This window comes from Pseudorhodoferax soli (genome assembly GCF_003337555.1).
GTDB lineage: Bacteria > Pseudomonadota > Gammaproteobacteria > Burkholderiales > Burkholderiaceae_C > Pseudorhodoferax > Pseudorhodoferax soli.
Map to the genome: position 1 here is coordinate 9066 of NZ_QPJK01000023.1, position 2223 is coordinate 11288.

Genomic DNA, 2223 nt, shown 5'->3' on the forward strand with positions numbered 1-2223 from the left:
CGTGAACGCGGCAGCGAACCAGGTGGCCGAGAACGCGGCCAACGGCACGGTGGTCGGCATCACCGCGCAGGCGCTCGACCCCGACGGCACGGCCACCGTCAGCTACAGCCTCAGCAACGACGCTGGCGGACGCTTCGCCATCGATGCCGCCACCGGCGTGGTCACCGTGGCAGATGGCACGCTCCTGAACTACGAAGGCGCCACCAGCCACGGCATCACGGTGGTGGCCACCTCTTCGGACGGCAGCACCTCCAGCGCCAACTTCAGCATTGGGTTGACCGATGTGAACGAAGCGCCGGTGGGTGCCGTCACAGACGTGAACGCCGCCGCCAACCAGGTCGCAGAGAACGCTGCCAATGGCACGGTCGTGGGAGTCACGGCACAGGCACTCGATCCGGACGGCACGGCCACGGTCAGCTACAGCCTCTCGGACACTGCGGGCGGGCGCTTTGCGATCGACGCCAACACCGGCGTGGTCACCGTGGCCGATGGCACGCTGCTCAACTACGAGAGCGCCGCGAGCCACCAGATCACGGTGCTGGCCACCTCCAGCGATGGCAGCACCTCCAGCGCCAGCTTCACGGTCAGCCTGACCGATGTGAACGAGGCCCCGGTGGGTCCCGTCACCGACACGAATGCCGCCGCAAACCAGGTCCCCGAGGACGCCGCCAACGGCACCGCCGTCGGCATCACCGCCCAGGCGACCGATCCTGACGGCACCGACACCGTCAGCTACAGCCTCTCGGACAACGCCGGCGGGCGCTTCGCCATCGATGCCAGCACTGGTGTGGTGACCGTGGCCGACGGCTCGCTGCTGGACTACGAGACGGCCAGCAGCCACCAGATCACCGTGCTGGCCACGTCCTCCGACGGCACCACCTCCAGCGCCAACTTCACGGTTGCACTGATCAACGTGAACGAAGCACCGGTGGGCGCTGTCACCGACGTGAACGCGTCTGCCAACCAGGTGGCCGAGAACGCCGCCAACGGCACGGCCGTCGGCATCGTCGCCCAGGCCGCCGACCCGGACGGCGCGGACACCGTGGGCTACAGCCTCAGCGACAACGCCGGTGGCCGCTTTGCCATCGACGCCACCACAGGCGTGGTGACGGTGGCCGATGGCAGCCTGCTGGACTACGAAGCCGCGACCAGCCACCAGATCACGGTGCTGGCCACCTCGTCTGACGGCAGCACCTCCAGCGCCAACTTCACGATCGCGCTGACGGATGTGAACGAGGCACCCATCGGTGCCGTCTCCGACGTGAACGTGGCCGCCAACCAGGTGGCCGAGAACGCGGCCAATGGCACGGTGGTGGGCATCACCGCGCAGGCGTTGGATCCCGACGGCACCGCCACGGTGAGCTACAGCTTGAGCGACAACGCGGGCGGGCGCTTCGCCATCGACGCCACCACCGGCGTGGTGACGGTGGCCAACGGCACGCTCTTGAACTACGAGACGGCGGCAAGCCATGGCATCACCGTGATGGCGACATCCTCGGACGGAACGACCTCCAGCGCCAACTTCACGATTGCGCTGACCGATGTGAACGAGCAGCCAGTGGGCGCCGTCACCGACGTGAACGCCGCGGCCAACCAGGTGCCCGAAAACGCCGCCAATGGCACTGTCGTGGGCATCACGGCCCAGGCCATCGACCCGGACGGCACCGCCACGGTGAGCTACAGCCTCAGCAACGACGCCGGCGGGCGCTTCACCATCGACACAAACACCGGCGTGGTGACGGTGGCTAACGTGAACCTGCTGGACTACGAGGCCGCCAGCAGCCATGGCATCACGGTGCTGGCCACATCCAGCGACGGCAGTACCTCCAGCGCGAACTTCACGATCGCACTGACCGATGTGAACGAGGCGCCTGTCGGTGCGGTCACGGATATGAACGCCGCGGCCAACGAGGTGGCCGAGAACGCGGCCAACGGCACGGTGGTGGGTATCACGGCCCAGGCGCTCGACCCGGACGGCACGGCCACGGTGAGCTATAGCTTGAGTGACAGCGCGGGCGGACGCTTTGCCATCGACGCCAGCACCGGCGTGGTGACCGTGGCCGACGGCACGCTCCTGAACTACGAGGCGGCCACCAGCCATGGCATCACCGTGGTGGCCACTTCGTCGGACGGCAGCACCTCCAGCGCCAACTTCACCATCAACCTGACCGATGTGAACGAGGCGCCTGTCGGTGCGGTCTCCGATGTGAATGCGGCGGCCAA

Annotated in this window: 1 protein-coding gene; it reads left to right on the forward strand. The window is 67.7% G+C overall.

Annotated features, from left to right (window positions below):
• On the forward strand, positions 1-2223 hold a 2223-nt coding region (locus DES41_RS38675; protein ID WP_170168424.1), incomplete at both ends, for a beta strand repeat-containing protein.